A 25,639-nucleotide genomic window follows, 5' to 3' on the forward strand; every position below is an offset into this window, starting at 1 on the left:
CCCGTTTTGAGCCAAGGAAGACGAAAATGACAGGTCAGGTAACCGTCACCAAGCTGGGCAGCCGGATCGGCGCCCGGGTGGACGGGGTTCGCCTCGGCGGCGACCTCGACGAGGACGCGGTCGAGAAGATCCGCGGGGCGCTGTTGGCCCACAAGGTGGTCTTCTTCCGTCACCAGCACCACCTCGACGACGAGCAGCAGCTCGCGTTCGCCGAGCTGCTGGGCACGCCGATCGGCCACCCGGCCGCGGGCGCCCTGGCCGCCAGGCAGGTCCCGGTAATCACCCCGATCGACTCCGAATACGGCAAGGCGAACCGCTGGCACACCGACGTCACGTTCGCCGCCAACTACCCGGCGGCGTCGATCCTGCGCGCGGTCAAGCTGCCGACCTACGGCGGCTCGACGCTCTGGGCGTCGACCGTGGCGGCATACCAACACCTGCCCGAGCCGCTCAAATGTCTGGTGGAAAATCTCTGGGCGCTACACACCAACCGCTACGACTACGTGACCACCGAAGCGGCCCTCTCGATGAGCGACACGCAGCGGTCGTTTCGGCAGGCGTTCGAAAAGCCGGACTTTCGCACCGAGCACCCCGTGGTGCGGGTGCACCCGGAGACCGGTGAGCGCACCCTGCTGGCCGGTGACTTCGTGCGCGGCTTCGTCGGCCTGGACAGTCACGAGTCCAGCGCCCTGCTGGAACTGCTGCAGCGACGAATCACCTTGCCGGAGAACACCATTTGCTGGAACTGGGCGCACGGTGACGTCGCGATGTGGGACAACCGCGCGACCCAGCACCGGGCGATCGACGACTACGACGACCAGCCCCGGCTGATGCACCGCATCACCCTGATGGGCGACGTCCCGGTCAATGTGCGCGGCGAGCGCAGCCGGGTGGTCAGCGGCGCACCGCTGCAGGCGATCGCGTGCTAGCTGGCGTCGGCGGTGGAGCTTATGTGATTGCTCGGCAACCAGCGCAGCGCGCCGGGCGCCTCGGCCGGCACCACGGGCGCCTTAGGCGGGATCGGCTCCAGCCGGCGATAGGGCTCGCCCTGCACCGGGCGCTGGTCGTTCTCGCCAACATTCGGCCACAATGACGCGGCCCGCTCGGCCTGGGCTGTAATTGACAACGAGGGGTTGACGCCCAGGTTCGCCGAGATCGCCGCGCCGTCCACCACGAACAGCGTCGGGTAGCCGTAGACCCGGTGATACGGGTCGATCACCCCATGCTCGGCGTCGTCGCCGATCACGGCGCCGCCGAGGAAGTGCGCCGTCAGCGGGATGTTGAACAGCTCTCCCCAGGTGCCACCGGCGACGCCGTCGATCTTGTCGGCGATGCGGCGGGTGACGTCGTTGCCAACCGGAATCCACGTCGGGTTGGGCTCGCCGTGTCCCTGCTTGCTCGTGTACCAGCGGATGCCCAGCTTCCCGCGCTTGGTGAAGGTGGTGATCGAGTTGTCCAGGTGCTGCATCACCAGCGCGATCATGGTGCGCTCGCTCCACTGACGGGGATTGAGCAGACGCAGCGTGCCGCGCGGATCCTCGCGCGCGGCCTCGATCAGCTGCTTCCAGCGGGGCACGTCGGTGCCTTCCGGGCCGTGGCCGTCGGTCATCAGCGTCTGCAGCAGCCCCATCGCGTTGGAGCCCTTGCCGTAGCGGACGGGTTCGATGTGAGTGTCCGATGTCGGGTGGATCGACGACGTGATCGCCACCCCGTGCGTCAGGTCGAGATTCGGGTCGACCTCGAGTTTCCCGGCGCCGACGATGGACTCGGAGTTGGTTCGGGTGAGCATGCCCAGGCGCTTGGACAGCCGCGGCAGTCGGCCCTGATCGCGCATGTTGAACAGCAGATGCTGGGTGCCCCAGGTTCCCGCGGCCAGGACCAAATGCTTCGCCGTGTACGTGCGCCGGTCGCGGCGCAGCCAGCTTCCGGTGCGCACGGTGCGAACCTCCCACAGGCCGTCGGCACGCTGCTCGAAGCGCTTCACCGTGGTCATCGGAATCACCTGTGCGCCAGCAGATTCCGCGAGAGCGAGGTAGTTCTTCAGCAGGGTGTTCTTGGCGCCGTAGCGGCAGCCCGTCATGCAGGCTCCACATTCCAGGCACCCGGTGCGCTCCGGCCCAGCGCCCCCGAAGTACGGGTCCGGCACGGTCTTGCCCGGGGCCTTGGTGCCGTCCGGGCCGAAGAACACGCCGACCGGCGTCGGCACGAACGTGTCGCCGCAGCCCATCTCGTCGGCGACCTCTTTGACAACCCGGTCGGCGTCGGTGAAGGTCGGGTTCTCCACCACGCCCAACATCCGCTTGGCCTGCTCGTAGTGCGGCATCAGCTCGTCACGCCAGTCGGTGATGTGCTTCCACTGCTGGTCGTTGAAGAACGGTTCGGGCGGCACATACAGGGTGTTGGCGTAGTTCAGCGAGCCGCCACCCACCCCGGCACCGGCCAGGATCAACACGTTCTTCAGCGGATGGATGCGCTGAATCCCGTAGCAGCCCAGCTTCGGCGCCCACAAAAACTTACGCAGATCCCAGGACGTCTCGGCGAAATCCTCGTCGGCGTACCGCCGCCCGGCCTCCAATACGCCGACGCGGTAGCCCTTTTCGGTCAGCCGCAGCGCGCTGACGCTTCCCCCGAAACCCGAACCGATGATCAGTACGTCGTAATCCGGCTTCATCGCACCAGTATGGCCTTACCGGCGGGTAACGAGCCAGCGGCCTCCGGGTTAGCTACCGACGGTCAGGCCGACCTTCTGGAACTCCTTGAGGTCGCAATAGCCGGCCTTGGCCATCGACCGCCGCAGCCCGCCGACCAGGTTGAGGCTGCCGAACGGGTCATCGGACGGGCCGTTGAGCACCTGGTGCAGGGGCGGGCGCTCCCCGACGGCGATTTGCAGCAGCGCGCCGCGCGGCAGCGACGGGTGCGCCGCGGCGGCCGGCCAGAACCATCCCTCGCCCAGCGCCTCGGCGGACTCGGCGAGCGGCGTGCCCAGCACCACCGCGTCGGCGCCGCAGGCGATCGCCTTCGCCAGCTCGCCCGAGGTGTGGATGTCGCCGTCGGCCAGCACGTGCACGTAGCGGCCGCCGGTCTCGTCGAGATACTCGCGCCGCGCGGCGGCCGCGTCGGCGATCGCGGTGGCCATCGGCACGCTGATGCCCAGCACCTCGTCGCTGGTGGTCACTCCCCGGGTCGCGCCGTAGCCGACGATGACACCGGCGGCGCCGGTGCGCATCAGGTGCAGCGCGGTGCGGTGGTCTTGGACGCCGCCGGCGACCACCGGCACATCGAGCTCGGAGATGAAGGTCTTGAGGTTCAGCGGTTCCCCGTCGTTGGCCACCCGCTCGGCCGAGACGATGGTGCCCTGGATGACCAGCAGGTCGATGCCGGCCTGCACCAGCACCGGCGTCAGCGCCTGGGCGTTCTGCGGGCTGACCCGCACCGCGGTGGTGACCCCGGCCTCCCGGATCCGGGCGACCGCGGAGCCCAGCAGGTCCGGGTTGAGCGGGGCCGCGTGGAACTCCTGCAGCAGCCGGATCGCCGCCGACGGCTCGGGCTCCTTGCTGGCGGCCTCGACCAGTTGCGCGATCTTGGACTCGACGTCGGCGTGCCGCCCGATCAGGCCCTCGCCGTTGAGCACGCCCAGGCCGCCGAGCTTGCCGAGCTCGATCGCGAACTCCGGCGACACCAGCGCATCGGTCGGGTGCGCCAGCACCGGGATCTCGAACCGGTAGGCGTCCAGCTGCCAGGCGGTCGACACGTCCTGCGACGAGCGGGTGCGCCGGGAGGCGACGATGCTGACTTCGCTCAGTTCATAGCTGCGACGGGCGACGCGGCCCATCCCGATTTCGACCATCTGGGCCTCAGCGTGCGTAGTAGTTGGGGGCTTCGACCGTCATGGCGACGTCGTGCGGGTGGCTTTCCCGCAGGCCCGCCGCCGTGATCCGGACGAACTGCGCCTGTTGCAGCGCCTCGATGCTCGGCGAGCCGGTGTAGCCCATCGCCGCGCGCAGGCCGCCGGTCAGCTGGTGGATCACCGAGGACAGCGGGCCGCGGAAGGGCACCCGCCCCTCGATGCCCTCCGGCACCAGCTTGTCCTCCGAGAGCGCGTCGTCGGCGAAGTAGCGGTCCTTGGAGTACGACTTTCCGCTGCCCGACCCCCGGCCGGCCATGGCTCCCAACGACCCCATCCCGCGGTAGCTCTTGAACTGCTTGCCGTTGACGAAGATCAGCTCGCCGGGGGCCTCGGCGGTGCCCGCCAGCAGCGAGCCCAGCATGGCCGTCGACGCGCCGGCGGCCAACGCCTTGGCGATGTCGCCGGAGTACTGCAGGCCGCCGTCGGCGATCACCGGCACGCCCGCCGGGCCGCAGGCCGCGACCGCCTCCAGAATCGCCGTGATCTGTGGCGCGCCGACGCCGGCCACCACCCGGGTGGTGCAGATCGAGCCTGGCCCGACGCCCACCTTCACCGCGTCGGCGCCGGCGGCGACCAGGGCCGCGGCCGCCGAACGGGTGGCGACGTTGCCGCCGATCACCTCGACCTTCTCGCCCACCTCGGCCTTGAGCTTGCCGACCATGTCGAGCACCAGCCGGTTGTGCGCGTGCGCGGTGTCCACGATCAGCACGTCCACCCCGGCGTCGACCAGCATCATCGCGCGCACCCAGGCGTCGCCGCCGACGCCGACGGCGGCGCCGACCAGCAGCCTGCCGTCGCTGTCCTTGGTGGCCAGCGGGTGCTGTTCGGTCTTGACGAAGTCCTTGACGGTGATCAGACCGGTCAGCCGCCCGTGGCCGTCGACGATGGGCAGCTTCTCGATCTTGTGGCGACGCAACAGGCCCAGCGCCGCGTCGGCGGACACTCCCTCCTGCGCGGTGATCAGCGGGGCCTTCGTCATCACCTCGGCGACCTTGCGGGTCTGGTCGACCTCGAACCGCATGTCGCGGTTGGTGATGATGCCGACCAGCGCGCCCGATTCATCGACCACCGGCAGGCCGGAGATCCGGAACCGCGCGCACATCGCATCGACCTGAGCCAAGGTGTTGTCCGGGCGGCAGGTGACGGGGTCGGTGACCATGCCGGCTTCCGAGCGCTTGACCATTTCGACCTGGCCCGCCTGTTCGGCGACCGGCAGGTTGCGGTGCAGGACGCCCATGCCGCCGGCCCGGGCCATCGCGATGGCCATCCGCGACTCGGTGACCGTGTCCATCGCCGAACTCACCAGCGGCACTTTGAGCCTGATCTTCTTGGTGAGCTGGCTGGAAGTGTCCGCGGTTGCGGGGACGACGTCGGAGGCCGCGGGCAGCAGCAGCACGTCGTCGAACGTCAGCCCGAGCATGGCGATCTTGTGCGGGTTGTCGCCTCCGGTGGGCACCGGGTCGTCGACCAGGCCACCCACCCGCACATACGCACTGCCGACGAGGTCAGAGCTTTCTTCCAGGTGGGACGTGCCACGGGTCATCAGTGGGGCCCTCCATACGATGCGGCGTGAGAAACCCATCCTATCGGCTACCCTCCCGCTGTCGTTCGCTTGCTCGGGCGCGCCGCGCGGACCAAACGGCGCGGCATGGCCGGCGGGCTCCCTGCTGGCGTTATCCCGGGCGGGCTGCGTAGGCTAGAGGACGTGCGCGACCACCTCCCTCCGGGTTTGCCGCCCGACCCATTCGCCGACGACCCCTGTGATCCGTCGGCGGCACTGGAAGCCGTCGAGCCGGGCCAGCCCCTGGATCAGCAGGAGCGGATGGCCGTCGAGGCCGACCTTGCCGATCTGGCCGTGTACGAAGCGCTGCTGGCGCACAAGGGTATTCGCGGACTCGTGGTGTGCTGCGACGAATGTCAGCAGGATCACTACCACGACTGGGACATGCTGCGCGCCAACCTGCTGCAGCTACTGATCGACGGCACCGTGCGCCCGCACGAGCCCGCCTATGACCCCGAGCCGGATGCCTACGTCACGTGGGATTACTGCCGGGGCTACGCCGACGCATCGCTCAACGAAGCGACGTCGGACGCCGACGGCATCCACCGCCGGCACTGATTCACTGATTCGGAGCTAACGGCGCCACCGGGGGTGGCGTATGGCCGTGATGGTGATGCTTGCCGACTGACGGACTCGGCGGCGGGTTGAGCGGCGCCGGCGTCGCGTCCTTCGACGGCGCGACCGAGGCGGCGGGCGGCGCCGCCGGAATCGCGATGGCCGGCCCGGGTGGGGCCGCCGGCGGCGAAGCGACCGGCAACGTGGCGTTCGGGTCGCGCGCATCGACCTTCGCGTTCAGCAGCTTCAGCTGATTCATCAACTCTTGTTTGCTGGCCGGGTCGTCGATCGACTGCACCAGGCTGCTCACCTCGGTCAGCTGATTCTTGGCCTGTTCCCACTGACCCCGGTCGATCGATTCCTGGACCTTCGCCAGGTCGGCCTTGGCGGCCAGCATCTCCTGGCTTCCGTGCACCTGGGGCTGGTCGAAGAACATCGCGTGCAGCCCGTACAGGGTGCCGCCGGGCCGGGCCTCGACCACCATGGCGCCGAATCCACTGAGCAGTATCAGCGCCGCGGCGACCGAGCCGACGACGGCCAGGCCACGATGGCTGCCGCGGCGGCGCTCGGCCAATCCGGTGCGCAACGCGTTGACGGCCTCTTCGGGAGTCACCAGCGCGCTGGCCGGCGGCCACCTCAGGTTGTCGCGCCAGTCCTCCAGCAGGCCGGTCAGCACATCGGCGTCGGGGTCCTCGACGTCCACCGGCCGGCGCTGGGCGAGCGCATCGAGCAGTAGGTCGGTGCGGGCGAATTCATCCAGGGATTCAGGCACAGTCACCTGCCGCGATCATTTCGGACTTCAGCCGCGACAACGCGCGGTGCTGGGCGACTCGGACCGCCCCGGTGGTACTGCCGACCGCGGCCGCGGTCTCCTCGGCGGACAGCCCGACGACGACGCGCAGGATCAGGATCTCGCGCTGCTTGGCGGGCAGGATCTCGAGCAATTCGCTCATCCGGCTCACCGAATCGGCTTCAATCGCAAGCTGTTCGGGTCCCGCGTCGTTCGACCAACGGTCGGGAATCGTTTCGGTGGGATAGGCGAGGTCGCGTCCGGCGGCCCGGTGGGCATCGGCGACCTTGTGGGCCGCGATGCCGTACAGGAAGGCCAGGAAGGGACGCCCGCGATCGCGATAACGCGGCAACGCCGTGATAGTCGCCAAGCACACCTCCTGTGCCACGTCGTCCGCTGACAGGCCACCCCGATCGACGGTGCCGACACGCGCTCGGCAATATCGCACGACGATCGGACGGATGGTCTCCAGCACCTCCCTCAATGCGTTGTGGTCTCCGGTGACGGCTTGGGCGACCACAGCGTCGAGACGTTCCCCTGCTGGAATTGTCATCGACGGTGATATCTCCAACGTTACGAAGCGGACACATCGCGGGCCAACTGGGCTAACTAACGAAATGACAATAACGGGCGGAGGGCCGTTTCAAGCGGAACGCCACGTTCCACCGGCGCGCCGCACCTGGCCTGCGCAGACATCGCGGATTTCGTGCAGCTGATGTGCTGGAAACGTGACACTTTCGATATCGATCAGCAAGCAGGCCAGCGCCCAACGAAGTGGTAGCAGCCCTAATTCGCCGGTCATCGCCAGCGCGGCATCGGCGACGGTGCGGGCGCGCTCGAGGTTGCCCGCGCAGCACAGCGCGGCGGCCAGCACCACTTCGCTTTTGACCCGATGCCGCGGCGACGCGGCGGTCATGGCCGCCGCCAGCTCGACGCCTTCGCCGGCGTGCCGGACGGCGCCGTCGCCATCACCGCGGGCCATCGCGAGTTCGGCGGCCACCCAGCGCCGGCGCACCGGCAGCCGGTCGGGCACAGCGGGTTTCGGCGACGCCAGCAGCGGGTCGGCGCGCGCCAGCAGCGCCGCCGCAGCCGCGAAGCGCCCGACACCCAACGCGTCGGCGGCCAGCCCGATGAGGGCGTCGGCGCCCGCCTCGGGATCGTCGCCGGCGAGCGCCAGGGCGCGCCCGTCCCAGCCCCGGGCGACGCTGTGCCAACCGAGTTGGCGCAGGAACGAACCATGCGTGCTCATGCCCAACGACGCCAGCCGCCCTGCAGGAGCGGTGCGCCGCAGCACCGCGAGGTCGCGGAAGGCCGCGCCGTAGCGACCCTGTCCCCCGGCCGCGACGGCGCGCAGCCACAGGTCGGCCGGCGTCGTCGCCGACGGCAGCGGCCAGCTGCCGGGCCGATCCCCGAAGGCGGCGTCGGCCAACTCTCGGCCAATCAAGGAAGTGTGACGAGTTTCAATCACAATGATGTAGTAAACAGTTTGTGGTCTTCATGTTACCGAACCGTTAATCACTATAGCCCATGGATAAATTCGCCTTATCGCCCTCCCGCGCGCTGAGCTGGGAAATCTCGTTTCGGCCAACTGCCTGGTAGCACGGCATCGGTTTCGCCATTTCATTCGAGGTGAACGTAAAGTTAATTCTGCTCCAACGGGCACATATTTTGTCGGGCTAAGTGGCTATTGACGGAAATTCATCGCCCGCCCTAACGTCTACGCATGACGGGTAGTCATCGGTGACCCCACTCCACTTAATTTAAGTTGCACCCAACCGCTTTCACGAACCTGACCTCGAGCGAGCGGTGCAGAGAGGGAACGAACCAATGCCACAGCCGGAACAGCTACCTGGACCCAACGCCGACATCTGGAATTGGCAACTGCAGGGCGTGTGCCGCGGCGTTGACTCATCGATGTTCTTCCACCCCGACGGTGAGCGTGGCCGTGCCCGCATGCAACGCGAGCAGCGCGCGAAGGAAATGTGCCGGCAGTGCCCGGTAATTCAGGAGTGCCGCTCGCACGCCCTCGAAGTCGGTGAGCCCTACGGGGTTTGGGGCGGTCTGTCGGAGTCCGAGCGCGACCTGCTGCTCAAGGGCGACATCGGTCGCGGTCGCACCATCCGCCGCTCGGCCTAGTCCCACCAACACGCCCGGCCACTCGTCGCGGTTGAACATTCCGCGGTGCCAATCCGTGTCCTAGTCATGGACGCGGCCGGTTTGGCCGCTGTCCCCAGTCGACGCGGCGTCGAGCCCGTTGCGTCTCGCCGGCTCTGGCATACCGGAGGGGCGTCGTGGCGAATCGATGGCAGCATTTCGAAGATCGGATCCGCACCAGCGGCTTAGCGGTGCGCACAACCCTGGGCCGACAGGCGTGGCTGGACAGGCCGAGTTATCGGCTCGAGCACGCGCTGACCTTCCTGTTCGCGGCCATCGGGGGAAACCGCGATCGAGTCAGCAACGCATTGCACGGCACCTGGCTCGGTCATCCGCTGCACCCCGCCCTGACGTCGGTGCCGACCGGCGCGGTGGCGACGACGCTCGCGATGGATGCGGCCAGCGTGCTTTCGGGGGGCACCGCCCGGCTGCGTGAGGGGTCCAGGTTCGCGTTGGGTGTCGCGCTCGCGGGAAGCGTCGGCGCCGCGGCGACGGGTGTGACCGACTGGCAGCACACCCATGAGCAATCGCGTCGGATCGGCCTCGTCCATGGCGCGCTCAACGCGATCGCAACCGGGCTGTATGCGGCGTCGTGGTGGGATCGGCGCCGCGGCCGACATCGGCGCGCGATGGCGAGCAGCGCGATCGGCTATGGCCTGACCCTGGGTAGCGGCTACCTCGGCGGGGCGTTGGTGTTCGGATCGGGCGTAGGTGTGGATCGCTCCGGCGCGCGACTGGGCGGCGACCGCTGGACGCCGGTGCTGCCGGCCACCGCGCTCGATGGCCAACCACAGCGGGTCGCGGTCGACGGTGTCGGCGTGGTTCTTTATCGCAACGACGGCCAGGTCGTCGCGGTCGGTGAGCATTGCCCGCACCTCGGCGCGCCGATGAGTGACGGGTGGATCGACCGCGGTCGCATCGTCTGCCCCTGGCATGGTTCCAGGTTCGCGTGCCAATCGGGCGAGGTGCTGCGCGGACCGGCGACCGCGGCGCTGCCGCATTACCCGGTGCGAATTCGCGACGGGCTCGTCGAAGTACACGGGATGACCAAATGAATGCCTACGAGGTCCTTTTCGAGCACCATGACGTCTTACGCGGTCTGTGCAAGAAGATCACCGACATGCCCCCGGATACCTACGAACGGCAGGACACGCTCGATGAACTGCTGATCGAACTCGACATCCACATGCGCATCGAGGACGACCTGTTCTATCCGGCGGTCGCGGCGGCCAGCACGCTGGTCGCCATCGCGCATGCCGAACACCGGCAGGTGTGGGATCAGCTGGCGGTGCTCCTCCGCACGCCACCGGCGGCGCCGGAATACGCCGACGAATGGCACTCGTTCGTGACCGTGCTGGACGCTCATGCCAGCGAGGAGGAACGCGACTTATGCCCTGCCCCAATAGATCTCAGTGACGAGATGCTCGACGCGCTGGGAAACCGGATGGCCGAGCGCATCGCCCGGTTACGTCAATCCCCGATCAACAAGTTCCGCGTCCGCAGTCGTAAGACCTTGCTGAGTCGCCTCAGGGCGTAATGCTGGCCATACCCGCTTTCGGTTCTGTCTGCCGCCGGTTCAAGGATTACTCTGGCTAGGTGTTCAGCGAACGCGGACACACAACCCGAGGGGGCACAGATGGCCGATAAGGTGTCAGATCGCGCTATTAACAACGTCTTTGAGGCGGTAAACACCACGGCGACGCATCTCGGACGCATCGTGGGCCTCATCGCCGGCGCGGCGGGCCGTGCCGCTCACGAAGTGGTGGAGTTGGTCTGGGACTACCGCGACCTGGCGAGCGAGGTGCGCAAGCCCGAGAAGTAGGTCGCCGTTTCGTCGCGGGTCAATGTGGGTAGGCACCGCAAATGAACAAGGCCGCATGCTTTGCGGTCGCGGCGCTCACCGCGACCGTCGCTCCGCTCGCCGCATGCTCGAACCAGCAAGGCACCCAGCCCAACACCTCCCCGCTGACCAGTACGACGCCCGGGGCAGAGCGGCTGACCACCCAGCTGAAGACAGCCGACGGCAGCCCGGTCGCCAACGCCACCTTCGAATTCGCCAACGGCTATGCGACGGTGACCGTGGAGGCCGGCCCGAATCAGGTGCTGAGCCCCGGCTTCCACGGGTTGCAGATCCACGCGGTGGGCAAGTGCGAGCCCAATTCGTCTGCACCGAACGGAGGCTCGACTGGAGACTTCGACTCCGCCGGAAGCGTCTACCAGGCGGCCAATCACACGAGTTATCCCGCCAGCGGCGACCTGACCGCCTTGCAGGTGCGCTCCGACGGCTCGGCGAAACTGGTCACCACCAGTAACGCGTTCACCTCCGCCGACCTGAGGAACAGCTCGGGCACCGCGCTGATCATCCACCAGACCGCGGACAATCTGGGCAGCACCGCCTCCACGGCTGATTCCGGCAAGCGGTTGGCTTGCGGTGTGATCGCGGCGTCCTCGTCGACGACCTCGTCGACCACCAGCGTCACGACCAGCACCACCACCACCGTGGTGCCGCCGGCGTCGACGAGCACGAGCACCAGCACCGTGACGGTCACCAGCACCCCGACCACGACGTCCGCACCCAGCACGACCGTGACCACCCCGCCCTACTATCCACCGGGGCGCTGACGCTCAAGCCACCATGAAAGGGAACACCCCCGATCCGCAAGGGACCGGGGGTGTTTCGCGTCGCCTCGTCGGTTCAGTCTTGGTCCGCAAGGATGGCGGTGACTTGAATCTCGACGCGCATCTTCGGACTAGCCAAGGCGGCGACGCCGATGCACGTCCACAAGGGTGCGTGGTCGCCCATGCGCCGGCGGAACTGTTCGACCATGGTGTCCAGGTGCTCGGGCCCGATCTGGCCATCCGCTCCGGGCAGGTGGTACGAGTGCACGTGCACCACGTCACGCCAGGAGGCTCCGGCTGTCGACAATGTCCGTTCGACGTTGTCGAAGGCCGCAATGACCTCGTCGCGCACTGACTCGGGATAGCGCCAGTGCTCGTCCCAGCCTCCTTGACCGGCCGTCTCCACCCGGTCTCCGTACCGAACAACTTGTGCATAGTGGAACTCCCGGAGCTGATGGTCGCCGTAGCCGGGAGTGACAGTAAAGATCGGCCTACCCATGCGTGCCATTTTCGTCGCGAACCGCGTCGCGGGTACTCGCTTGGCCGGCAATCCACCGCGCGTGCCGCCGGACGCCCCCTAGTGTGCTGACATGCAGACGCTGCTGTTCACACTCGGGCTGGTCTTGTTCCTGCTCGGGCTGTTCACCGGGTTACCCCTTCGCGTGTTGAAAAACCCGCGCATGGCGCTGTCGAGCCACCTCGAAGGGGTCCTCAACGGCATGTTCCTCGTGTTGCTGGGCTTGCTCTGGCCGCACCTTCACCTGCCCGACGCGTGGGCAATCGCGGCCGTCGCGTTGATCGTCTACGCCGCCTACGCGAACTGGTTCGCGACGTTGCTCGCGGCGGCATGGGGCGCCGGCCGCAAACTCGCGCCGATCGCGACCGGAGACCACGCGGCCTCGGCGGGAAAGGAGCGGATCGTCAGCTTCCTGCTGGTGTCCCTGGCGCCGTGCATCGTGGTGGGCGTCGGCATCGTCATCGCCGGGCTTTGACGACGCGCTAGTGCGCGTGTACGTCCGGCGTGCGGACATGTTCGGGACGGAAACCGCGCCCGACCAAAATCGGCGGAATCGCTTGCAGCGGACCAAATCCCACGATCTTGGGTACGTGGATCGGCGATAGGTCACCGCTCAAATTGGGCGCGATCGCGTTGTCTTGGATCAGCACCTGGAAAGCCTGAACGATACGGGTGGGCAGTTCGCGGCGCCGCTGCACCTTGGCGAGATCTTTGTCGGTCAGCCGGCCACCGCGAAGCGGGGCGCACAAGATGTTGGCCGCGGCCACCGCATCGGCGACGGCGAGGTTGATTCCGACGCCCCCGGCCGGCGACATGGCATGCGCGGCATCCCCGATGCACAGCAAGCCGGTACGCCACCATGTCTCGAGCCGGTCCACCCGCACATCGAGCTCGCTGGTGTCGTCCCACGAGTTCAGGTCGTCGACGTGCTCGCGCAGCCGCGGTTGCGCGGTGACGATCCGCTCCTTGAACTCCTCCAGGGATCCGTCCCTGGGGTTGGATCCCTTCGGCATCAGATAGGCGATCTGCCAGTAATCGCCCCGGTAGATCATGGCCATCATCAGGCCCTTGCGGAGCACCGCGAACAGTTCCTGGGGGTCGCCGGGGCGCCATTTCAGCCGGAACCACAGCACGTCCATCGGGGAGTGCGCCTGCGCGATCGGCAGCCCCGCCGCCGCGCGCACCGCGGACTTGCGTCCGTCCGCGGCGATGACGAGATCGGCGCGCACCTCCAGATTCGGCGTGCGCACCCCGGTCACCCGGTCGCCGTCGAAGATCAGGCCGGTGACCTCCGCGTTGCGGACCAGGGTGAATTCCGGGTAGGCAGAAGCCTTTTCGGCGATGAAGTCGAGGAAATCCCACTGCGGCATCATGGCGATATAGGGCTGCCTGAATCCGAGCCGCTTGAGCACTTTGAAGTTGCCGAAGGTGCGAATCGAGCCGTCGGTGTCGAAGGCGACGCGGTCGATCTTGGTGTGCGGTAGGCGCAGGAACTCGTCGATGTACCCCAGCTCGTCCATGATTCGCAGGGTGGTCGGGTGCACGGTGTCGCCGCGGAAGTCGCGCAGGAAGTCGTTGTGCTTCTCCAGGACGACAACCCTGATTCCGGCCCGCGCCAGCAGCAGGGCGTGAACCATGCCGGCGGGACCGCCGCCGGCGACGCACACCTGGGTTTCCATCACTTGCGTCATCGTTCTGACACTCCTCGTGGAGTACGGAATACGCGTGCAGACTACCTAATCGACACCTCCTACGACGTCTGCGCCGACGCGTTCGTGCGTGTCGTCGCGACGTAGCTTCAGGCGAATCGATTTGGGTGCACGGGGTCAAGCCCGAAGAGCTGTACCTCAGCCGACTTACCCTTCAGGGCGTGAAACCCCCTGTCCGTCAGTCCGATTGGCCGGGAAGGCAGCGCGTCGACGGTCTGCTGTGTGAGAAGGATCGCATCCCCGGTGGTCTTGGTGAGCTGTTCGACACGGGCCGCGACGTTGACCGTGTCGCCGATCAGGGTGAACTCCAGCTTGCTTCCGCCGCCGATGGTGCCGGCGATCACCTTGCCGGTGTTGATCCCGATGCCGATCCGAAGCTCACCACCGAATCGCTCCGCGACCAGACGATGAATCAGCGCCGCCGCGGTCACCGCGGCGTCGGCGTGATTGGCGAGGTCGTTCGGGGCACCGAATACCGCCAAGGCACCGTCGCCGAGAAATTTGTTCACATGCCCACCGGCGTCGACGACGGCAGGCACGACGCTTTGGAAAAGGGCGTTGAGCCGGGCGACGGTGTCCTCGGCGGTGTTGGCCTCGGCGAACGGCGTGAAGTCACGGATGTCGACGAACATCACCGTCACCTCGCGGCGCTCGCCGCTGAACACGTCGTCGCCCTGCCGCAGCAGCCGCGCAGCCAGGGCGGGGTCGACGTAGGTTCCGAACGCACTCTGAAGCCGTTGCCGCTCAGCCAATCCCGCCTGCATCCGGTTGAACGACGCGGCCAACGCGCCAAGGTCGTCGTCCTGAACGACGGGCAGGCGCTGGCTATAGCGGCCCACCGCAACACGTTCCGTTCCCTCGGCGAGGTCGCGAATCGGCCGCAGGGAAGGCGCGAATACTGCGCCGACGGTGATCGGTATGCCAAAGCAAAGGATCATCCCGGTCGCGATCCCGAGGGAGAGCAGCGCAAAGTGTCCAGCCCGCTCGAAAACAGCCATCAGCAGCGCAGCCGAGAGGGCGAATACGAACGCAACCCCGAGCATCGAGGCCTTTGCCCATGTCGCAAAGCTCGGACGAGAGCGAGGCAGCGAGTCGCCGATCCCAGTGCCGCCGGCGATAGCGGACCTGACCGGCCGCAGTGCCCCTTCCACGAAACTGTGCACACCGATCAGTTGCACGCCGGTGCCGAGGGCGGCGCCCATGATTCCGTAGTGGACAAGCCGCGAACCCGTCGCCCCGGCGATGAAACCGACGACGACCAACAACAGGGCAGCCCAGACAGCGGTGCCCACCACCGCTCGGGCGATCGTGCGACGAGCCCACCTATAGGTGGAGTCCAACGCCCGGGCCGGATCAATGTTCTGACCCGCCGCCCACCGATCTGCGAGCCCACTCAGGCCCACGCCGGGAAGCACGAGCACGTATACCAGCACCGGCCCGGCGACAACGTTCACCGCGACGGTCTCAACGTATCGATCAGATCCCTCGAGAGCGACAACACAGAACGACGGAAGTAGGAAGATCGGCAGCATCAGGGGCAAGAGAACCGCGCCGATCGCCCACGAGTAGTGCGGGCCGTGCCGATCCCACACCCATTGCCAGATACGGTCCATGCGGCGACCGTAATCATTGGGCCGCGGCTCGTGGGCGGAGTCAGCAAACAAACAATCGTCGCGGCCTGCGGGCGAGGGCGGTTGTCGCCTACGCAGAGCCGAGGCCGAAAAGCTTTGTGGGCGTCGACTTGCCCTTCAGGGCGTGAGCTCCCCGGTCGGTAAGTCCGGGCGGCCGAGAAACCAAGGCGTCGATGGTCTGCTGGGTGAGAAGGATCGCGTCGCCGGTGGTCTTGGTGAGCTGCTCCACGCGGGCGGCGACATTGACCGTGTCACCTATCAGGGTGAACTCCAGCTTGCTGCCGCCGCCGATGGTGCCGGCGATCACCTTGCCGGTGTTGATCCCGATGCCGATGCGAAGCTCACCGCCGAATCGCTCCGCCACGCGGCGATGAATCAGCACAGCGGTATTCACCGCCGCGTCGGCGTGATTCGCGAGATCGTTCGGGGCACCGAAGACAGCCAGCGCGCCGTCGCCGAGGAACTTGTTGACGTGCCCACCGGCGTCCACGACGGCAGGCACCACGATTTCGAATAGGGCGTTGAGCCGGGCGACGGTGACCTCGGCGGTGTTCGCCTCGGCGAACGGGGTGAAATCGCGGATGTCGACGAACATCACCGTCACCTGACGGCGCTCCCCGGTGAACACGTCGTCACCCTGCTGCAGTAGCCGCGTGGCCAGGACAGGGTCGACGTAGGTGCCGAACGCGCTCTGAAGCCGTTGCCGCTCAGCCAATCCCGCCTGCATCCGGTTGAACGACGCGGCCAACGCGCCAAGGTCATCGTCCTGAACCACCGGCAGGCGCCGGCTGTAGTCGCCCGCCGCCACGCGTTCGGTGCCTTCGGCCAGATCGCGGATGGGTTGCAGGAGTGGCGAGTACGCGGCCAAGAGCGACGGCCCAATGCCGAGCACCAGCACACCGCCGATCACCATGGCGAGGACGGGGCCGTGCCTAGTCACGTCCAACACGGCTCCCAGAATCGCGCCCGCGACGGCAAACGCCCACCCCACCGCAAGCATGGCCACGCTGGTCCACGTGGCGAACGCCGGGCGAGAGCGAGGCAGGGAATCGCCGATCCCCGTATCCGAAGCGATCGCAGCCCTGGCGGGCCGCAAGATTGATTCGACGTAGCTGTGCACAGTGATCAGCTGGCCGGCCGTTCCGGCGACGGCGCCCAGAATCGCGTACTGGATGAGCCGCGACCCGCTCGCCCCGGCAATCATCCCGATGCCAACGAACAGGACCGCGATCCAAACGAAGGTGACGACCACCCCCCTTGCAATCAGTTTCCGGCCATAGCTGTAGGTGGCGCGCAGTGCGCTCTCTCGATCGACATCGTCGCCGCCGGCCCACCGCTCAATGAGGCGGGGATCCCTTCCGCCGGGAACTACCACCACATACAGGTATGCGAGCACGGCGACCACGGTCACCGCGGCGGCCTCTGCGTAGCGATCGGACCTCTCGAAAGCGACGATGCCCAACGACCAGGCGAGATAAACCGGGAGTGCCAGGGGGAGCGTGAGCGCCCAACCTGCCCACGAGTACCTCGACGCGTACCGATCCCACGCCCACTGCCAGATGCGTTCCATGCCGATAACGAAACACCCCCGGCGATGAGCCGGGGGTGTTTTCTTCGCTCGCTGCGTAGCGCTTACTCGACTCGATGGGGGACGCCGATGAGCATCAGTTCTGTGACTCGCCGAGGCCCTTCGGACATCATCAGGAAGAGGGCTGTGCGCTTAGGAATCCGCACGTGCCTACGGCGTTTGTAGACGGCCTTGACAACCTTGTCGGCAACCTTTGCGCGCGGGACGTCCACCATGAGACGCGTTTGGTAGAAGCGCCGGAACGATTGCGCTGTCGGCTCGTAATCGTAGAAGCCGGTGCGCATCTCGGTGGGTATCGGGCCGAGCTCGACAAGGGTGGTACCGATCGGCAATCCCCGGAGCTCGGCCCGCAGCCCCGCGGTGAAGTGGGAGAGCGCCGCCTTGGACACGCAGTAGCTGACCAGGCCCGGGAACACACCGACGCCGGCAATCGAAGACATGTTGACGATGTGGCCGCCGCCGTTCCCGAGCATCCGAGGTATGGCCTGACGGCACAACTCGGCCGGGGCAAGGTAGTTGACCTGGGTGATTTGACGCAGGTGGTCGGCGTCGTCGATGAACGCAGCCGGAGGTCCGATGCCGGCATTGTTCACCAGAATGTCGATCGGACCAGCTTCAGCCTCGATGTGACTGAAAAGGCCGTCGACCTGCGCCGGGTCTGAGAGGTCGGCGGGATGGGCGGTGCCGCCAAGCTCTGCCGCGAGTGCCTGAATCGCGTCCTTGCTGCGTGCGACGAGCGCGACGGTGGCCCCCGCCTCCGCGAAGGCATGGGCAAACGCCTCGCCGATGCCTCGCGACGCGCCCGTAATCAGCACGCGTTTCCCCACCATGTCCATGCGCTGAGCTTAGGCACTTCAGGGCCGGGCGATGCGAAAATTTACGTACGCATGTGCCAGAAATACCGCGGACCGAGGCGTGCCAGCGCCAGGCCGCCGACTGTTACCGAAGCCCCACCGCCGGACGGCGCTACCTAGTGATGGTGGTGATGGCCGTGGTCGTGGCCGTGGTCGTCGGCCTCCTCGGCCGGCTTGTCGACGACCACCGTTTCGGTGGTGCTGGATATCAGCCATGGCATGTCGAGTCCGAAGACCTGCACCTCGGCTGACTTACCCTTCAAGGCATGCAATCCCCTGTCGGTGAGTCCGGGCGGTCGAGAAGCCAAGGCGTCGACGGATTGCTGGGTGAGAAGGATCGCGTCGCCGGTGGTCTTGGTGAGCTGCTCGAGGCGGGCAGCGACGTTGACCGCGTCACCGATCAGAGTGAACTCCAGCTTGCTTCCGCCGCCGATGGTGCCGGCGATCACCACGCCCGTGTTGATCCCGATGCCGATCCGAAGCGCGCGACCGAATCGCTCGGCAACGAGGCGGTGAATCAGCACAGCGGCTTTCACGGCAGCGTCGGCATGATCCGCGAGGTCATTCGGTGCGCCGAAGACGGCCAGGGCACCGTCACCGAGGAACTTGTTCACGTGCCCACCGGCGTCCACGACCGCAGGCACAACGATCTCGAACAGGGCGTTGAGGCGCGCCACGGTGTCCTCGGCGGTGTTGGCCTCGGCGAACGGTGTGAAATCACGGATGTCGACGAACATCACCGTCACCTCACGGCGCTCACCGGTGAACATGTCGTCTCCCTGTTCGAGCAGCCGCGCCGCCAGAGCGGGGTCGACGTAGGTGCCGAATGCAGCCTGAAGTCGTTGCCGCTCAGCCAAACCCGCCTGCATGCGGTTGAATGAGGCCGCCAACGCGCCCAAGTCGTCATCCTGCGCCACCGGCAGCCGTCGGCTGTAGTCACCGGCGGCAACCCGTTGGGTTGCTTCTGTCAGGTCACTGATGGGTCGCAGGGATGGCGAGAACACGCCGACGACGGTGATCGGCACCGCGAAGAAAAGAGTCATCGCACACCCGATCACGAGGAGGAGTAGCGGTGCCTCTCCGACCCGACCGAGCACAGCTGCCAGCATCGCGCCCGTCACGGCGAACGAAAACGCGACCGCGAGCATGGAGAGGTTCAACCACGCGGTGAAAGTCGGGCGAGAGCGGGGTAGGGCGTCACCGATCCCGGTGTCACCGGCGAGGGCGGCCCTGATGGGCCGCATGGCAGTTTCCAGGCAGCTGTGCACACCCGGCACCATGGCGGCGGCTCCGACAGTGGCGCCCACGATCCCGTACTGGACTAACCGCGACGGACCCGCTCGGGCGATCGCCCCGACGAGGACCAAAACCAGTGCGCCCATAACCGCGTTGCCTACCAGCATTCGGGCCACCATCCCCCGGGCCCACGTGTATGTGGCTTCTAGTGTCATGGCCCGATCGACCTCGTGGCCGGCTGCCCACTGCTCCGCAAGGCGGATCCCGACCATGCGGCTACGGGGCGCGAATGCCGTCATCAGCAACGCAATTACGGTCACGGCGGCCGCCTCGACGTAGTGATCGGATCCCTCGAGAACGACAACGAAAAACGACAAAAAGAGGTAGATCGGCAGGCCTAAGGCGAACATGACTCCGCAGAAAGCCCACGAGTACCGCGGCCCGTACCGATCCCACGCCCACTGCCAGATGCGGTCCATGGCGCGACAGTAGCCCCAATGTGCTTTCCGACCTGCAATTTTTGCCTTTAAAAAAGCACCCCGGCCCAACAGGACCGGGGTGCTTTTACGTGGCTACCTAGTGAGCGTGACCGTGGTGATGACCGTGGCCGTGGTCTTCCTCGTCGGCCGGCTTGTCGACGACCACCGTTTCCGTGGTGAGGACCATCCGCGCCACCGAGGCCGCGTTGAGCACCGCCGAGCGGGTGACCTTGACCGGATCGATGACGCCTTCGGCGATCAAGTCGCCGTAGGTCAGCTTGTCCGCGTTCAGCCCGTGCCCGTTGGGCAGCTCGGTCACCTTGTGCACCGCGACCGCGCCGTCGAGCCCGGCGTTGGTGGCGATCCAGTACAGCGGCGCCGCCAACGCCTCGGAGAAGACGTCGACGCCCAGCGCCTGATCGCCGGTCAGGGACCCGCGCAGCTTTTCCAGCGCCGTGCGGGTCTGCAGCAGCGCGGAGCCGCCGCCGGCGACGATGCCTTCCTCGACAGCCGCTTTCGCGGCCGCGACGGCATCCTCGACACTTTCCTTGCGTTCCTTGAGCGCCGTCTCGGTGGCCGCACCCACCTGGATCACGGCCACGCCGCCGGCCAGCTTGGCCAGCCGCTCCTGCAGCTTCTCCCGGTCCCACTCGGAGTCGCTCGCCTCGATCTCGGCGCGCAGCTGCTTGATGCGGTTGGCCACCGCGTCCTTGGGGCCGCCGCCGTCGACGATGACGGTGTCGTCCTTGCTGACCACCACGCGGCGGGCCGAGCCCAGCACGTCCGTGCCGACCTCACGCAGCAGCAGGCCCGCGTCGGGGTTGATCACCTGGCCGCCAGTCACCACCGCAAGGTCCTCGAGGAACGCCTTGCGGCGGTCGCCGAAGAACGGCGCCTTGACCGCGACGGCCTTGAGCGTCTTGCGGATGGAGTTGACGACCAGGGTGGCCAGCGCCTCGCCCTCGATGTCCTCGGCGATGATCAGGAGCGGCTTGCCCGATTCGGCGACCTTCTCCAGCATGGGCAGCAGGTCGGGCAGCGAGCTGATCTTGTCCTGGTGCAACAGGATCACCGGGTCGTCCAGCACGGCCTGCTGGGCGTCGAAGTCGGTGACGAAATACGCCGACAGGAAGCCCTTGTCGAAACCGACGCCCTCGGTGAATTCGAGCTCGGTGCTCAGCGTCGAGGATTCTTCGACGCTCACCACGCCGTCGGTGCCGACCTTGGTCATCGCCTCGCCGACCAGCTCACCCAGCAGCTGGTCGCGCGACGACACGGTCGCCACCTGCGCGATCGCGTCCTTGCCCGAGACCGGGGTGGCCGACGCCAGCAGCGCCTCGGACACCGCGTCGGCGGCCTTGCTGATCCCCGCCCCGAGCTCGATGGGGTTGGCGCCGGCCGCGACCAGTCGCAGGCCGCCCTTGACCAGCGCCTGCGCCAGCACGGTCGCCGTCGTGGTGCCATCGCCCGCGACGTCGTTGGTCTTGGTCGCCACCGACTTCACCAGCTGGGCGCCCAGGTTCTCGAACGGGTCCTCCAGGTCGATCTCACGCGCGACGGTCACGCCGTCGTTGGTGACCGCCGGGCCACCGAATGCCTTGGCCAGCACCACATGCCGGCCGCGCGGCCCGAGCGTCACTCGCACCGCGTCGGCGAGGGTGTTCACGCCCGCCTCGATGGCGCGCCGCGCGGTCTCGTCGTACTCAATGATCTTGCTCATCAGGCTCCTTCACCCAAACGCGTGCCGCCCCGGAAATCACCCGCGCAAAGCGCGGGGATCGCCGGGGCGGAACACGGTTATTACTTGGAGACGACAGCCAGCACGTCGCGTGCCGACAGGATCAGGTACTCCTCGCCGCCGTACTTGATCTCGGTGCCGCCGTACTTGCTGTAGATGACGGTGTCGCCTTCCGAGACGTCCAGCGGGATGCGCTTTGCGCCGTCTTCGTCCCACCGGCCGGGGCCGACTGCGACGACGGTGCCTTCCTGCGGCTTCTCCTTGGCGGTGTCAGGAATGACCAGACCAGACGCGGTCGTGGTCTCGGCCTCGTTGGCCTGCACGAGAATCTTGTCCTCGAGTGGCTTGATATTCACCTTCGCCACGATTGGAGCCCTCCACTGTTTGGGTCGGGTCCGGGAGTCCCCGGACCGGAGTTGACGGCCGGTACGGGTTGACCCCGAACCTTCCGAGTTATCAGGTGTTCGGCATCCGTCCGCGCCCGAGCGCCGTCGTCGCGGGTGCCGACACAGGGCTTGGCCGATTGCCACCTAGCACTCTATACATGCGAGTGCTAGCACTCAAGGGCGCCCTGCTGCTTCTTCCCGGCTGGTGTGTCCGCGCTCAGCGAACGTCAGCTCACCTGCGCTTTTATCACCGGCAGGCCCGGGTCACTGGGCGCGTCCAGCGGCGAGGGCGCCGCCCCGGCGGCCACCAGGTGTGCGGCGAAGGACGCGATCATCGCGCCGTTGTCGGTGCACAGCCGCGGCCGGGGGATCCGCAGCGTCAGCCCGGCCTCCGCGCAGCGCTGCTCCGCCAGCTCGCGCAACCGCGAATTCGCGGCCACTCCCCCGGCGATCAGCAGGGTCTGCACGCCGAGCCCGGTGGCGGCGCGCACCGCCTTTTTGGTCAGCACGTCGGCGACGGCCTCCTGGAACCCGGCGGCGATGTCGGCGTTGACGGCGTCCGGGTGGCTTTCCAGATAGCGCGCGACGGCCGTCTTCAGCCCAGAGAAGCTGAACGCGTACGGGTCGTCTCGCGGCCCGGTCATGCCGCGCGGGAAGGCGATTGCTTCGGGGTCTCCGGTGCGGGCCAGCTCGTCAAGCACCCTGCCGCCCGGGTAGCCCAGGCCCAGCAGCCGCGCCACCTTGTCGTAGGCCTCCCCGGCGGCGTCGTCGACGGTGCTGCCCAGCTCGACGATCGGCTCACCGAGCGAGCGCACGTGCAACAGGTGGGTATGGCCGCCGGAGACCAGCAGCGCCACACACTCGGGCAGCGGCCCGTGCTCGTAGACGTCGGCGGCCAGATGCCCACCCAGGTGGTTCACCGCGTAGAAGGGCACGTCCCAGGCGGCCGAATACGCTTTGGCCGCAGCGATTCCCACCAACAGGGCGCCGGCCAACCCGGGCCCGATGGTGGCCGCGACGACGTCGGGCCTGTCCAGGCCGGCGGTCGACAGCGCGCGGCGCATGGCGGGGCCCAACGCCTCCAGGTGGGCGCGCGAGGCGATCTCGGGAACCACGCCGCCGAACCGGACGTGTTCGTCGACGCTGGACGCCACCTCGTCGGCCAGCAGCGTCACGGTGCCGTCGGCGTCCAGTCGTGCGATGCCGACTCCCGTTTCGTCGCAAGAGGTTTCGATCGCCAGGATGGTTTTCACAGGGCCTCCCGCCGCATCGTGTACGCGTCGGCGCCGCTGACGCGGTAATAGCGGCGGCGCAGGCCGATCTGCTCGAACCCGACGCTGGTATACAGGCCGATGGCCGCCTCGTTGTCGGTGCGGACCTCCAGGTACACCGCACCGCCGTCGGCGAAGGTCAGCAGCTCATCGAGCAGCAGGCGGCCGATGCACCGGCCCTGGTATGCGGGATCCACGCCGATGGTGTGCACCTCGTACTCATAGGGCGGGGTGCGGCCCAGCCGCGAGATACCGGCGTAGCCGACCAGCGTCTCGCCGACCCGTGCGCCCACGTAATGGTTGTGCTTACTGGCCAATTCGCGGTGGAACGCTGCCGCGGGCCAGGGGTCGTCGCCGTCGAACAGCTGCGCCTCCAGCTCGGCGCAGCGCTGCGCGTCGGCCCGGGTCAGGCCTCCGACGGTGACGGCCTCGCTGTCGGCGGTCATTGGCGTGCCGCCAACGGTTTGGCGTCGGGCCGACGCAGATACAGGGCCACCAGCGGTTCGGGGTCGGTGGACCAATCACCCACCGCCGCAACCAATCCGGCCGGCGTCGGGCAGCTGGGCTCGCGCACCGGCAGGCCGAACAGGGCGGCGTGTTCGGGCGAGCCCGCGACGGACGCGGCGGTGCCCGGGTCGACATCGGCCGGGGCGCTGACCGCGGGGCCGTGGGTACGCACGCCGTCGCGGTAGCGGGCCCAGTAGACCTCGCGACGGCGGGCGTCGGTGACCACCAACGCGTCCCCGGTGGTTCGCACACCGATGGCGTCCAGGCTGCACACGCCGCGCACTGGGATGCCCAGCGCATGCCCGTAGGCGGCGGCGGTGGCCATCCCGGCCCGCAGACCGGTGAACGGGCCCGGGCCGCAGCCCACCACGACGGCGTCCAGGTCGGCCATCGCCAGCCCCGCATCGGCCAGGGCCGCAACGACATTCGGGGTGAGCCGTTCGGCGTGGGCCCGGGGGTCGACGGTGACCCGCTCGGCCAGCACGCACAGGTCGTCGCGGCGCACCAGGCCGGCCGTCACCGCCGGGGTGGACGTGTCGAGGGCAAGGACGATGCTCATGAATGGCCCTCGGTGTCGGCGTTGTCGGCCCACTGCCAGGTCGCGATCCGGACGTCGGATCCGGTGACGCGCTCCAGCCGGATGTCCAGATGACGCTCGGCGAGCCGCTCGACCAGGCCCTCGCCCCATTCCACCACGACCACAGCGTCGTCGAGATCGCTGTCCAAGTCCAGTGAGTCGAGTTCACCGAGCAGGTCGGCGCCCTGGTTGCCGGTGTGGTCGAGCAGCCGGTACATGTCGACGTGAATCATGGTCGGGGCGCCGGCGCGCCGCGGCGGATGCACCCGCGCCAACACGTAGGACGGGGAGGTGACCGGCCCGTCGACATCCATCGCCTCGGCGATTCCCTTGGCCAGCACGGTCTTTCCGGCTCCGAGCGGGCCGGAGAGCACCACCACGTCGCCCGCCCGCAGGTGTTGCCCCAGCCGCGACCCCAGCGCCATGGTGTCTTCGACCCGGTCGCAGGTCGCGGTGCCGCCATTGACCTCAACCACGACGCCGCAACCTTTCTCGGATCCGTCGTATCCGCAGCGCGGCCTTGGTCGGGGTGGCCCGCCTGACCAGTCGCACCAGTCCGCCGTTGATGGCCTCGGGCTTGTCCAGCAGCGCCAGGTGGCTGGCCCCGGCAACGATGACCAGCTCGGACTGCGGCAGGCTGGCGGCCATCTTTCGTGAATATTCGTCCGGGGTGAGCAGGTCGTGGTCGCCGCAGGCGATCAGGGTCGGGACGCGCAACAGCGTCCACAGCCCGGCGGTTTCGTCATGCTTTTCCAGCGCGTCGAGGAAGCCCACCATGGTGGGGATCGGGGTGCTGTTCATCATCCGCTGGGAGAACGCGTCCAGGCTGCGGCTGACCTGCAGGTCGCTGTAGGAGGCGGCCCGCAGCACCGGGCCGATCAACGAGCGGGACACGTTGCGGCCGCGGTGCATCAGCTTCGGCGCGGACCGGGCCGCGACCCGAACCGCTTCCAGCGCAGGGTTTTTCAGTATCTCGCCCAGCGGTGACCTCGAAACACCTTCGGCCGCAGAAGAAATTATCGCGGCGCCGACGATTCGCCGCCCGTACTGCTCGGGGAACTGGCGGGCATGCGACAACACCGTCATGCCGCCCATCGAGTGGCCCACCAGCACGATCATTCCGCGCGGGGCCACGACGTTCAGCACCGTCTGCAGGTCCCGGCCGAGCTGGGTCAGCGTGTAGGTCTCGGGGTCGGCCTCGCCGGACCTGCCGTGCCCGCGCTGGTCGTAGAACACCATCCGCACGTCGGGGCCCAACTGATCGGGCAGCCGCGTGCGCTGAAAATGAAAGGCGCCCATCTGCAAACAGAACCCGTGGACGAAGACCAGGGTCAGCGGCGCATCGGCCGGGCCCGCGTCGCGGACCGCCAGCGGTATCCCGTCCGGGGTGGTCACCACCAGGCCGGCGTCGTCCTCGAGCCGGTTGAAATCCTCATGGGCGTAAGGGTCTTCGACCATGGCGCGCTGGGTCATCGACCGGCGGGCCGAGGCCCCGATGATGGTGGCGACGGCGGTCACCCCCGCGCCTCCCGCAAGCCAGGCCCTGCCCTTGCGGCGCCT

The 25,639-nt window shown here is 67.7% G+C and carries 26 protein-coding genes and 1 pseudogene; 8 read left to right on the forward strand and 19 right to left on the reverse strand.

Going from position 1 to position 25,639, the window contains the following annotated elements:
• The first annotated feature begins 26 nt into the window (after window positions 1-26).
• Window positions 27-929 carry a TauD/TfdA dioxygenase family protein gene (locus A5732_RS23505; RefSeq protein WP_076103441.1) on the forward strand — a complete coding sequence of 301 codons (903 nt, stop codon included), beginning with the start codon at window positions 27-29 and terminating at the stop codon, window positions 927-929.
• Here the strand turns inward: A5732_RS23505 and A5732_RS23510 are convergent.
• From A5732_RS23510 to guaB, 3 genes are read right to left on the reverse strand one after another with little or no spacing between them, the layout of a single operon-like run.
• A complete protein-coding gene (locus A5732_RS23510) occupies window positions 926-2,671 on the reverse strand; it encodes a GMC family oxidoreductase N-terminal domain-containing protein (RefSeq protein WP_076052074.1) in 1,746 nt (581 codons plus the stop codon). The two genes, A5732_RS23505 and A5732_RS23510, sit on opposite strands and share 4 nt — an antisense overlap.
• 48 nt (window positions 2,672-2,719) lie before the next feature.
• A complete protein-coding gene (locus A5732_RS23515) occupies window positions 2,720-3,847 on the reverse strand; it encodes a GuaB3 family IMP dehydrogenase-related protein (RefSeq protein ID WP_076052073.1) in 1,128 nt (375 codons plus the stop codon).
• A gap of 7 nt (window positions 3,848-3,854) precedes the next feature.
• Entirely contained in the window at window positions 3,855-5,450 is a 1,596-nt protein-coding gene (gene guaB, locus A5732_RS23520; RefSeq protein WP_076052072.1) for an IMP dehydrogenase, read from the reverse strand.
• A gap of 162 nt (window positions 5,451-5,612) precedes the next feature.
• Between guaB and A5732_RS23525 the strand changes: the two genes are divergently transcribed.
• Complete coding sequence (locus A5732_RS23525) at window positions 5,613-6,026, forward strand: DUF5319 domain-containing protein (protein ID WP_076052071.1); 414 nt, start codon at window positions 5,613-5,615, stop codon at window positions 6,024-6,026.
• Window position 6,027: 1 nt separating this feature from the next.
• Here A5732_RS23525 and A5732_RS23530 read toward each other — a convergent pair whose 3' ends face one another.
• From A5732_RS23530 to A5732_RS23540, 3 genes are all read right to left on the reverse strand, one after another.
• Entirely contained in the window at window positions 6,028-6,801 is a 774-nt protein-coding gene (locus A5732_RS23530) for an anti-sigma-D factor RsdA (RefSeq protein ID WP_171975086.1), read from the reverse strand.
• On the reverse strand, window positions 6,788-7,366 hold the full coding sequence (locus A5732_RS23535; RefSeq protein ID WP_040630965.1) for a sigma-70 family RNA polymerase sigma factor: 579 nt from the start codon (window positions 7,364-7,366) through the stop codon (window positions 6,788-6,790). The genes A5732_RS23530 and A5732_RS23535 overlap by 14 nt, the downstream gene beginning before the upstream one ends.
• Window positions 7,367-7,456: 90 nt before the next feature.
• Window positions 7,457-8,281 (reverse strand): hypothetical protein, encoded by an 825-nt coding sequence (locus A5732_RS23540; RefSeq protein ID WP_076052069.1) that lies wholly within the window; start codon window positions 8,279-8,281, stop codon window positions 7,457-7,459.
• Window positions 8,282-8,640: 359 nt separating this feature from the next.
• Here A5732_RS23540 and A5732_RS23545 point away from each other — a divergent pair, with 359 nt between their 5' ends.
• The 5 genes from A5732_RS23545 (at window position 8,641) to A5732_RS23565 (ending at window position 11,589) form a co-directional block, all read left to right on the forward strand.
• Window positions 8,641-8,949 carry a WhiB family transcriptional regulator gene (locus A5732_RS23545; protein WP_007773426.1) on the forward strand — a complete coding sequence of 103 codons (309 nt, stop codon included), beginning with the start codon at window positions 8,641-8,643 and terminating at the stop codon, window positions 8,947-8,949.
• A gap of 221 nt (window positions 8,950-9,170) precedes the next feature.
• Window positions 9,171-10,022 carry a Rieske 2Fe-2S domain-containing protein gene (locus tag A5732_RS23550; RefSeq protein WP_076052092.1) on the forward strand — a complete coding sequence of 284 codons (852 nt, stop codon included), beginning with the start codon at window positions 9,171-9,173 and terminating at the stop codon, window positions 10,020-10,022.
• The gene (locus A5732_RS23555; protein WP_076103443.1) at window positions 10,019-10,504 is read left to right on the forward strand and encodes a hemerythrin domain-containing protein; all 486 of its coding nucleotides are present in this window, start codon (window positions 10,019-10,021) and stop codon (window positions 10,502-10,504) included. The genes A5732_RS23550 and A5732_RS23555 overlap by 4 nt, the downstream gene beginning before the upstream one ends.
• 99 nt (window positions 10,505-10,603) lie before the next feature.
• The gene (locus A5732_RS23560) at window positions 10,604-10,789 is read left to right on the forward strand and encodes a hypothetical protein (RefSeq protein WP_076052067.1); all 186 of its coding nucleotides are present in this window, start codon (window positions 10,604-10,606) and stop codon (window positions 10,787-10,789) included.
• Between the two features lie 41 nt (window positions 10,790-10,830).
• Window positions 10,831-11,589, forward strand: a complete 759-nt coding sequence (locus A5732_RS23565) for a superoxide dismutase family protein (protein ID WP_076103444.1) — start codon at window positions 10,831-10,833, stop codon at window positions 11,587-11,589.
• Between the two features lie 73 nt (window positions 11,590-11,662).
• On the opposite strand, the gene A5732_RS23570 is transcribed toward A5732_RS23565, so the two are convergent.
• The gene (locus A5732_RS23570) at window positions 11,663-12,085 is read right to left on the reverse strand and encodes a Rid family hydrolase (RefSeq protein ID WP_076103445.1); all 423 of its coding nucleotides are present in this window, start codon (window positions 12,083-12,085) and stop codon (window positions 11,663-11,665) included.
• A gap of 91 nt (window positions 12,086-12,176) precedes the next feature.
• Here A5732_RS23570 and A5732_RS23575 point away from each other — a divergent pair, with 91 nt between their 5' ends.
• Window positions 12,177-12,578: a hydrogenase gene (locus A5732_RS23575; RefSeq protein WP_076052064.1), complete on the forward strand. Its 402-nt coding sequence runs from the start codon at window positions 12,177-12,179 to the stop codon at window positions 12,576-12,578.
• A gap of 7 nt (window positions 12,579-12,585) precedes the next feature.
• Here A5732_RS23575 and A5732_RS23580 read toward each other — a convergent pair whose 3' ends face one another.
• The 12 genes and pseudogenes from A5732_RS23580 to A5732_RS23635 form a co-directional block, all read right to left on the reverse strand.
• Entirely contained in the window at window positions 12,586-13,794 is a 1,209-nt protein-coding gene (locus tag A5732_RS23580; RefSeq protein ID WP_076103446.1) for an FAD-dependent oxidoreductase, read from the reverse strand.
• Window positions 13,795-13,901: 107 nt separating this feature from the next.
• Window positions 13,902-15,425, reverse strand: a complete 1,524-nt coding sequence (locus A5732_RS23585; protein ID WP_076052062.1) for an adenylate/guanylate cyclase domain-containing protein — start codon at window positions 15,423-15,425, stop codon at window positions 13,902-13,904.
• Between the two features lie 88 nt (window positions 15,426-15,513).
• Window positions 15,514-17,013: an adenylate/guanylate cyclase domain-containing protein gene (locus tag A5732_RS23590; RefSeq protein ID WP_076103447.1), complete on the reverse strand. Its 1,500-nt coding sequence runs from the start codon at window positions 17,011-17,013 to the stop codon at window positions 15,514-15,516.
• Window positions 17,014-17,075: 62 nt separating this feature from the next.
• On the reverse strand, window positions 17,076-17,867 hold the full coding sequence (locus A5732_RS23595) for an SDR family NAD(P)-dependent oxidoreductase (RefSeq protein ID WP_076103448.1): 792 nt from the start codon (window positions 17,865-17,867) through the stop codon (window positions 17,076-17,078).
• Window positions 17,868-18,106: 239 nt separating this feature from the next.
• Window positions 18,107-19,600 (reverse strand): annotated as a pseudogene (locus tag A5732_RS23600) (adenylate/guanylate cyclase domain-containing protein); the annotation flags it as partial.
• Between the two features lie 97 nt (window positions 19,601-19,697).
• Complete coding sequence (gene groL, locus A5732_RS23605; protein WP_076052059.1) at window positions 19,698-21,320, reverse strand: chaperonin GroEL; 1,623 nt, start codon at window positions 21,318-21,320, stop codon at window positions 19,698-19,700.
• 80 nt (window positions 21,321-21,400) lie between these two features.
• Window positions 21,401-21,703 carry a co-chaperone GroES gene (gene groES, locus A5732_RS23610; protein ID WP_064950356.1) on the reverse strand — a complete coding sequence of 101 codons (303 nt, stop codon included), beginning with the start codon at window positions 21,701-21,703 and terminating at the stop codon, window positions 21,401-21,403.
• A 248-nt stretch (window positions 21,704-21,951) separates the two neighbouring features.
• Entirely contained in the window at window positions 21,952-22,977 is a 1,026-nt protein-coding gene (gene tsaD, locus A5732_RS23615; protein WP_076103449.1) for a tRNA (adenosine(37)-N6)-threonylcarbamoyltransferase complex transferase subunit TsaD, read from the reverse strand.
• Window positions 22,974-23,441, reverse strand: coding sequence for a ribosomal protein S18-alanine N-acetyltransferase (rimI, locus tag A5732_RS23620; protein WP_076103450.1), 468 nt, complete (start codon window positions 23,439-23,441; stop codon window positions 22,974-22,976). Before rimI ends, tsaD begins: the two co-directional genes overlap by 4 nt.
• Complete coding sequence (gene tsaB, locus A5732_RS23625) at window positions 23,438-24,061, reverse strand: tRNA (adenosine(37)-N6)-threonylcarbamoyltransferase complex dimerization subunit type 1 TsaB (protein WP_076052056.1); 624 nt, start codon at window positions 24,059-24,061, stop codon at window positions 23,438-23,440. The genes rimI and tsaB overlap by 4 nt, the downstream gene beginning before the upstream one ends.
• Window positions 24,058-24,555, reverse strand: a complete 498-nt coding sequence (gene tsaE, locus A5732_RS23630; protein ID WP_142254588.1) for a tRNA (adenosine(37)-N6)-threonylcarbamoyltransferase complex ATPase subunit type 1 TsaE — start codon at window positions 24,553-24,555, stop codon at window positions 24,058-24,060. The genes tsaB and tsaE overlap by 4 nt, the downstream gene beginning before the upstream one ends.
• Window positions 24,548-25,597: an alpha/beta fold hydrolase gene (locus A5732_RS23635; RefSeq protein WP_170879986.1), complete on the reverse strand. Its 1,050-nt coding sequence runs from the start codon at window positions 25,595-25,597 to the stop codon at window positions 24,548-24,550. The genes tsaE and A5732_RS23635 overlap by 8 nt, the downstream gene beginning before the upstream one ends.
• Window positions 25,598-25,639: the final 42 nt, after the last annotated feature.

The organism is Mycobacterium colombiense (assembly GCF_001953985.1).
Lineage (GTDB): Bacteria > Actinomycetota > Actinomycetes > Mycobacteriales > Mycobacteriaceae > Mycobacterium > Mycobacterium colombiense_B.

Coding starts and splice junctions, on each gene's coding strand:
- A5732_RS23575 (WP_076052064.1), top strand. CDS start 12,177: ATGCAGACGCTGCTGTTCACACTCGGGCTGGTCTTGTTCCTGCTCGGG.
- A5732_RS23535 (WP_040630965.1), bottom strand. CDS start 7,366: ATGACAATTCCAGCAGGGGAACGTCTCGACGCTGTGGTCGCCCAAGCC.
- A5732_RS23570 (WP_076103445.1), bottom strand. CDS start 12,085: ATGGGTAGGCCGATCTTTACTGTCACTCCCGGCTACGGCGACCATCAG.
- A5732_RS23565 (WP_076103444.1), top strand. CDS start 10,831: ATGAACAAGGCCGCATGCTTTGCGGTCGCGGCGCTCACCGCGACCGTC.
- A5732_RS23515 (WP_076052073.1), bottom strand. CDS start 3,847: ATGGTCGAAATCGGGATGGGCCGCGTCGCCCGTCGCAGCTATGAACTG.
- rimI (WP_076103450.1), bottom strand. CDS start 23,441: ATGACCGCCGACAGCGAGGCCGTCACCGTCGGAGGCCTGACCCGGGCC.
- A5732_RS23510 (WP_076052074.1), bottom strand. CDS start 2,671: ATGAAGCCGGATTACGACGTACTGATCATCGGTTCGGGTTTCGGGGGA.
- A5732_RS23505 (WP_076103441.1), top strand. CDS start 27: ATGACAGGTCAGGTAACCGTCACCAAGCTGGGCAGCCGGATCGGCGCC.
- groL (WP_076052059.1), bottom strand. CDS start 21,320: ATGAGCAAGATCATTGAGTACGACGAGACCGCGCGGCGCGCCATCGAG.
- A5732_RS23585 (WP_076052062.1), bottom strand. CDS start 15,425: ATGGACCGTATCTGGCAATGGGTGTGGGATCGGCACGGCCCGCACTAC.
- guaB (WP_076052072.1), bottom strand. CDS start 5,450: ATGACCCGTGGCACGTCCCACCTGGAAGAAAGCTCTGACCTCGTCGGC.
- A5732_RS23560 (WP_076052067.1), top strand. CDS start 10,604: ATGGCCGATAAGGTGTCAGATCGCGCTATTAACAACGTCTTTGAGGCG.
- tsaB (WP_076052056.1), bottom strand. CDS start 24,061: ATGAGCATCGTCCTTGCCCTCGACACGTCCACCCCGGCGGTGACGGCC.
- A5732_RS23580 (WP_076103446.1), bottom strand. CDS start 13,794: ATGACGCAAGTGATGGAAACCCAGGTGTGCGTCGCCGGCGGCGGTCCC.
- A5732_RS23545 (WP_007773426.1), top strand. CDS start 8,641: ATGCCACAGCCGGAACAGCTACCTGGACCCAACGCCGACATCTGGAAT.
- A5732_RS23595 (WP_076103448.1), bottom strand. CDS start 17,867: ATGGACATGGTGGGGAAACGCGTGCTGATTACGGGCGCGTCGCGAGGC.
- A5732_RS23590 (WP_076103447.1), bottom strand. CDS start 17,013: ATGGAACGCATCTGGCAGTGGGCGTGGGATCGGTACGCGTCGAGGTAC.
- A5732_RS23555 (WP_076103443.1), top strand. CDS start 10,019: ATGAATGCCTACGAGGTCCTTTTCGAGCACCATGACGTCTTACGCGGT.